This is a genomic window from Gluconobacter sp., from assembly GCF_047723935.1.
Classification (GTDB): domain Bacteria; phylum Pseudomonadota; class Alphaproteobacteria; order Acetobacterales; family Acetobacteraceae; genus Gluconobacter.
This window is the reverse complement of record NZ_JBDOBO010000007.1, coordinates 69,859-76,243: the sequence shown is the minus strand read 5'-3', so window position 1 is coordinate 76,243 and position 6,385 is coordinate 69,859. Positions and strand designations below refer to the sequence as shown.

The following is a 6,385-nucleotide window of genomic DNA, read 5'->3' as shown; positions in this document are numbered from 1 at the left end:
CTGCTGTGCGGCGTAGCTCTTCATGTCGAAACCTTCTTACCCCTCACTGACACCGACAATGGATCCACACCTGTACGGTGCGAGATCTCGACCTTGTGTTTGCATCGAGTTCCCTCACCTCACGGACGTGTGATTCGTCTCATGTCGTGAGAACATACCCGATATGCTGATTGGGCAGCCTTCAGGCCATGGTGTCAAGCTGATTATTGCCTGTCCCGAAACGAAAAATTCTCATCTTTCGATCGTCTGGCGCCAATATTCGCAGGAGAGTGGGCGAAAAAGTACACTTTTCCGCTTTTTTTCTGCCTTCAGAAAATCAAATTTCCAAAAACTGTAACAGAATTATAACAAGAAGGCCGGGACAGCGTATTAATTACGCCACCCCGGCCTTCCGGTTTCGTTTTAATGCGCCAGAGTACTCTTACTGAGCAGAGGCGCTGGCTTCAGATCGTGTTGCCCCGACGCGCTGCGCAAGAGAAGCCGACATGAAGTCGTCTAGGGCGCCGTCCAGAACAGCGTCCGGATTTCCCTTTTCCACGCCTGTCCGCAGATCCTTGACCAACTGATAGGGTGCCAGGACGTAGGAGCGGATCTGGTGGCCCCATCCGATATCCGTCTTGGCAGCTTCCGTCTGGGCTGCTGCAGCTTCGCGCTTTTGCAGTTCTGCTTCGTACATCCGGGCCTTCAGCATTTCCATCGCCTTGGCGCGGTTCCGGTGCTGTGAGCGGTCCGTCTGACAAGCAACAACGATGCCTGTCGGGATATGGGTAATACGAATGGCCGAATCGGTCTTGTTAACGTGCTGACCGCCTGCGCCTGAAGCACGGAAGGTATCCACACGCAGATCCGAATCGTTGATCTCCACTTCAATGGAATCATCGACCACCGGATACACCCAGACAGACGCGAAGGACGTTTGACGACGGGCAGCGGCATCGAAGGGCGAGATGCGGACGAGACGATGCACGCCAGCTTCCGTTTTCATCCAGCCATAAGCGTTGAGGCCACTGATCTGGATGGTGGCAGACTTGATGCCCGCCTGCTCACCTTCACTGCTTTCAATGAAGGTCACCTTGTAGCCGTGCTGTTCTGCCCAACGGGTGTACATGCGCAGGATCATCTCGGCCCAATCCTGGGCTTCCGTTCCACCTGCACCGGCATTCACTTCGACGTAGCAGTCATTGCTGTCTGCTTCGCCGGACAACAGGCTTTCGATTTCCCGCTTGTGCACGTCGGCAGCCAGCCCACGCAGCGTCGCGATGGCCTCCTGCACCAGATCCGTGTCGTTCTCCATTTCTGCGAGCTCGACAAGTTCCAGCGTGCCTTCAACGTCCTGTTCGATCTGTTCAACGCCCTCGATCTGATTGGCGAGCATGGTTCGCTCGCGCATCAGCTTCTGGGCAGCGTCAGAATCATTCCAAAGGTCTGGGTCTTCCGCGCGATGGTTCAGTTCCGCGAGGCGTGTTGTGGCGACATCCCAGTTAAAGATGCCTCCTCAGCAGTGCCACCGACTGCTTGATCTGTTCGGAGAGGGCTTCGGTCTCAGCCGACATTATAAATACTCCACTTATATATAAGGTGGTTTGGCTGCCCTCAGTACAGGCCGCCTACACCAATGTCACCATCCGATGCCGCAGGTTTCTGGGCCTGAGGCTTGGCATTCGGGGAAGACCCAACACTCGGCGCGCTGGTGTCTGTCATATCGCTCTCGGAATCCGAAATAACGGCATCCGCCCCGGTATCTGCCGCTGTCAGGGCTTCCGTACCAGCACCGAAGCCATGCAGAGCCACCGACGCACCCGGAACCTGATCAGCCTTGAAGCCGTCTGTCGCAGTGATACGGCCGGTGTTGTAGGACGCCAGCGTGATATCGGCCGGAACACGGAAATCCAGCTTCGGCCGGTTGGCGAGCGCCACCTTCATGATCTTGTTCCAGATCGGGCCGGCAATGCGAGCACCATCAGCGTTCCGCCCGAGCGTTTGTGGTGTATCGAAACCGACCCAGACGATCGTGACAATATCCGGCGAAAAGCCAGCAAACCAGGCATCATGGAAATCCTGACTGGTGCCGGTCTTTCCCGCGATGGGACGGTCGATCCCAGCGCCTGCCATGCGACCTGTTCCGTTCGCAATAACGTCTTTCAGCATGGCGACGATCTGATAGGAGCTGGCTTCGCTGGCGAGCACGGGACGGCTGTCTGTAATAGAGGGAACCGAAATGCTTCCCGCAACCGGAGCTGCTGGCGGCGTGGGCGTTGCACCAACTTCAGGCGTGACCGGAGCAATCGTGGGGGATGAAGGATCGGCCGCCGGTGGAGCTGGGGGAGCCTGCAACGTTGTTCCCAACGCCAGACCTGGCGCACGCCAGATGATATTGCCCAGACGATCCTGAACGTCATCCACCAGAGTCGGCGACACTACATGACCGCCGTTTGCAATGGTTGCGTAGGCTGCTGTTTCCTTGAGAACCGTTGTCTCGACAGCACCAAGGGCGGCGGGCAAGACATGCGGCATTTCATCCACAAGCCCCGCCTTAATGGCAGTATCTGCAACAGCCTTCATGCCCAGATGGGCGGCCACCCGGATCGTCACGAGGTTCCGGCTTTCACGCAGGGCATCGTGCAGAGTGGTCGGGCCCCAATTGTCGTGTTCGTAGTTCTTGGGATGCCAGTCGCCATATGAGACAGGGGAGTCATCAAACTTCTCGGACGGAGAAATACCCTGCTCCATGGCCGCAAGATACACAAACGGCTTGAAGGAAGAGCCCGGCTGACGCAGAGCCTGCGTTGCGCGGTTGAATTGACTTTCGTGGAACGACCATCCACCAACCATTGCCAGAACACGCCCGGTGTGGACGTCCATCGTCACGACGGCGCCTTCAACCTGCGGAATCTGACGCAGGGCAACGGACCCACTTTCCTGCGGTTCAATCATGATAACATCCCCAGCACGAAGCGGATGCATCCGACGTGCCCACGCGATGTCTGTTGCCAGAAGAGGACCAGTCTTCGCTTGGCCTTCCTCATTCCAGCCTACGTGAGTTCCACCGGGAAGAATGACGCCCAGACGCCACTCTTTTAGCATTCCGGCTGGACCGGAGACCTTATCGAGACTTTCTTCCCAGCCTTCTGCGTCAATGCCATCAAGATGAATAATCGGGCCACGCCAACCGCCGCGGCTCCGATCGTAATCCATCAGACCTTCGTGCAGCAGCTTCGTCGCTGAGACCTGAAGGGGCTGATCCAGACTGGTATGAACTTCAAGGCCGCCTTGAAGAGCGCGATCCTGACCATACAAGCTGATGAGCTGACGCCGGACCTCAGCCCCGAACCATTCTGAATCCGGCAAAGGTCCAAACCGCTGTTTTTTCTGCGGGACCAGTGGCTCCTTCTTGTCTTCCTGAGCCTGCTCGCGGGAAATGACGCCGTTATCGGCCATCAGATCCAGAACAAGATTCCGGCGCATCAAGGCCGCGTCAGGATGAAGGAACGGATTGTAGTGTGTCGGGGACTTCGGAAGAGCCGCCAGTGACGCGGCTTCTGCATCATTCAGCTGGTCGAGAGGCTTGTTGAAATAAGTCTGGGCCGCGGCGGCGACACCAAAAGAGCCGTTCCCCAGATCCGCCCAGTTCAGATAGATCTCGAGAATCTTATCCTTGGACAGCACCTGCTCCATTTTGACGGCAAGCAGGGCTTCCTTGATTTTACGATCAAGTGTGCGGGCATTGCTGTTAAGCAGCATCCCACGCGCAACCTGCTGCGTAATGGTGGACGCACCGACAGCACGGCGCCCATGGCGGGCAAAAACGTCTGTTACGCCTGCACGGGCAATGGCCATCACATCCACACCACCATGGGTGTAGAAATTGTGATCTTCCGTTGCGAGGAAGGCACGCTTTACCCGATCCGGAATCGCTTCCAGCGGAACGAAAATACGCCGCTCATTGGCAAGCTGAGCCATCAGGCGATCATCAGACGCATAAATGCGACTGACGGTCGGGGGCTGATAGGCCCTCAGGCTGTCCACACTTGGCAGATCAGCCACGAGTTTGGCGTAGGTGGTCCAACCCAAGATACCCGCACCCGCAACACCGACCAGCCCGACACCGGCGACGATGGCAAGAGACTGACGGAAACGGCGGAAACGGGGCCCGCGGGGCACACTGGCCCTGGGGTCCTGCGGATTACGGGAGCGAATGGAACGGCGCGTCATACAAACTGCATAGCACTGAAACGAGCCGTTCGTCGCCCCCACTGAAAAGGGTCATTTTGTGACAGTTTACGGCGGCTCGTGATCGTTATGATCCGGCGGCGGATTTCTTCCACGCCTCTTCACCCTGCCGATTCAGCGTAGCAAACTCTTCATCGTTGAGGTTCAGAGATGCTGCCCGAACATTAGAGGCCAGATGGGCTCTGCTTCCGGTTCCCGGAATGGGCAACATGACCGGTGATCTCTTCAGGAGCCACGCCAGAGCAATCTGCCCTGCATCTGCATGATGCCGATGCGCGATTTTGTCCATGTCCGTACCGGGCTTGGCCAGTTCTCCAGCAGCCAGAGGCGCCCAGGGAATGAAGCCAATGTTTTCTTTTGTACAGAAATCCAGAACGTCTTCGGACTTGCGGTCCACAAGATTGAAGCGGTTCTGAACCGTCGAGACCGGGAAGTATTTCTGCGCGAGCTTGATGTCTTCCACGCTTACTTCCGACAGACCCACATGGCGGATCAGGCCTTCTTCGCGGAATTTGGCAATTGCCTCGAACTGCTTCTCTGCCGGGCAATCTGGTCCAATCCGATGCAGCTGCCAGAGATCTATGCGCTCCACGCCCAACCGTCGCATGGACATCAACACGCACTGCCTCAGATAGTCCGGGTTTCCGACTGGCTTCCAGATATCTGGACCATGGCGTGTCAGGCCGCCCTTCGTGGCAATGACCATCTTTTTGTAAGGATAAAGCACTTCACGGATCAGATTTTCCGAGACGAACGGACCGTAGGAATCCGCCGTATCAATAAAATCCACTCCGAACTTCGGGAGGCTTTCAAGGGTCTGAACTACTTCTTCGTGGTCTGGAGGTTCATCCCAGATGCCCTTGCCGGTAATGCGCATCGCTCCAAACCCGAGGCGGTGGACCTTGAGATCCCCACCAATGAGGAACGTACCGGATTTCTTTGCGTCAATCGTAGCCATGGACTCTTTCCTTTCCGATGGACGCAAGATTCAACAGCGCAAAGGCGGAAGGGTTGCAGTCACTATCCCAGCAGGCGTCCGACCATCCGGGCCGTGTAATCCACGACGGGTACAATTCGCCCATAATTCAGGCGCGTTGGCCCGATGACGCCAATGGCGCCCACGATTTTCTGGGCCTCATTGCGGGCTGGCGCGACGATCATGGACACGCCCGACATTCCAAACATTCCGCTTTCACTACCAATATAGATTCGCACGCCTTCCGAAGCGTCTGCCAGTTGCAGGAGCTGAAGCATGGTCTCCTGCGTTTCGAGGTGATCGAACAACATACGGATCGTGGTCAGTCGTTCGATCTCGGTAATATCCGCCAACAGCTTGCCCTGCCCCCGAACGAATAGCGTTCCGCCATCAGCGTCCCATGTGGCCAGACCACTTTCGATGACGCTGGCCGTCAGAGCATCAAGTTCATGGCGGTTGACGTCCATTTCCTTGCTGACACGCTCTTTCAGAGTGCCAAGCGTCAGATCCCCCAAATGGGCGTTAAGATAGTTGCCAGCCTCGACAAGGGCAGAATGCGGCAGTCCTGCCGGCGTTTCGATGATGCGATTTTCTACCTGCCCGTCTGAACTGACGAGCACAACGAGGACACGCCCCGGACCGAGGGCAACAAACTCAATATGTTTGAGCGTCGCGTCGGATTTAGGGGCCAGCACCAGACCTGCGGCGGATGACAGCCCCGACAGCATGGACGATGCTTCCGCCAGGGTCTCCTGATAGGACCGGCCATGAATTTCCAGCCGGCTGTCGATACTGGCACGATCTTCGTCGCTCAAGGTACCAAACTGGAGCAGCCCTTCCACGAAGAGTTTAACGCCCTTCTCGGTCGGCAGACGCCCGGCAGACACATGAGGGCTGAACAACAGCCCGGCCCGGCCAAGATCTGCCATGACGTTGCGGATCGTCGCGGGAGACAGAGACAGTTTCAAGCGCTGCGCCAGAGTGCGACTGCCGATCGGCTCCCCGGTCTCGACGTATTCCTCAACGATTTCCCGAAGGATCGCAGCTTCCCGTTCTCCGAGCCCGGAAGCAAAGGAGTTCGGCATACGGAAGAAGGAAGGGTCAGATCTCATCATGGTAAAACTGTATGTCGGGGCTGGAAGGCTTCTCGTCAAACGCGGTAGAGGCAGGGCTTGGTTC

General features: G+C 57.1%; 4 protein-coding genes. All 4 read right to left on the bottom strand.

Features of this window, described 5'->3' with window-relative positions:
- Positions 1-421: 421 nt before the first annotated feature.
- Positions 422-1,553, bottom strand: a protein-coding gene (prfB, locus tag ABF979_RS05450; RefSeq protein WP_099213300.1) for a peptide chain release factor 2 whose coding sequence is annotated in 2 segments (ribosomal slippage) — positions 422-1,483 and positions 1,485-1,553 — 1,131 coding nt in all. Because the reading frame shifts where the segments join, the coding sequence is not laid out codon by codon here.
- 40 nt (positions 1,554-1,593) lie between these two features.
- Positions 1,594-4,212 (bottom strand): penicillin-binding protein 1A, encoded by a 2,619-nt coding sequence (locus ABF979_RS05445; protein ID WP_415558346.1) that lies wholly within the window; start codon positions 4,210-4,212, stop codon positions 1,594-1,596.
- An 85-nt stretch (positions 4,213-4,297) separates the two neighbouring features.
- Positions 4,298-5,188, bottom strand: coding sequence for an aldo/keto reductase (locus tag ABF979_RS05440; protein WP_415558344.1), 891 nt, complete (start codon positions 5,186-5,188; stop codon positions 4,298-4,300).
- A gap of 62 nt (positions 5,189-5,250) precedes the next feature.
- Complete coding sequence (gene hrcA, locus ABF979_RS05435; protein WP_415558342.1) at positions 5,251-6,321, bottom strand: heat-inducible transcriptional repressor HrcA; 1,071 nt, start codon at positions 6,319-6,321, stop codon at positions 5,251-5,253.
- Positions 6,322-6,385 lie beyond the last annotated feature (64 nt).